1 protein-coding gene is annotated in these 288 nt (G+C 50.3%); it reads right to left on the bottom strand.

Annotated features, from left to right (window positions below; genetic code table 11):
• A partial coding sequence (locus tag AAEY75_RS14580) for a BRO-N domain-containing protein (RefSeq protein WP_502944421.1) occupies positions 1 to 288 on the bottom strand: 288 nt, incomplete at both ends.

Genomic DNA, 288 nt, shown 5'->3' with positions numbered 1-288 from the left:
CTCTTTTGGTCATGACCTGTGAGCTGTACCATCTCGGGAATGGTCAGTGCCTGTAGGTAGCGCGTCCAGTCGGCATTGGATACTGACATCGGGGTAGGTGTTGGTACTGGTGCGCCAACTTCTGAATCCAATACGTCTAATACCCAAACGCGAAAGTCTTTGGCGACCTTAGTACGTGCCATCATGGCAATGAGGTGGCAGCCGCGAAGGGAGAATATTCTTACCGATTTTTCGCTATTACCGTTACCAAAACCCTTGACCCCCATATTGACGTTCAAGGTCATTGCC

Source organism: Psychrobacter sp. TB55-MNA-CIBAN-0194 (assembly GCF_040309505.1).
In the GTDB taxonomy this organism is placed as follows: Bacteria; Pseudomonadota; Gammaproteobacteria; order Pseudomonadales; family Moraxellaceae; genus Psychrobacter; species Psychrobacter fozii.
The sequence above is the reverse complement of the archived record's forward strand: the minus strand, read 5'-3'. Positions and strand labels throughout refer to the sequence as shown.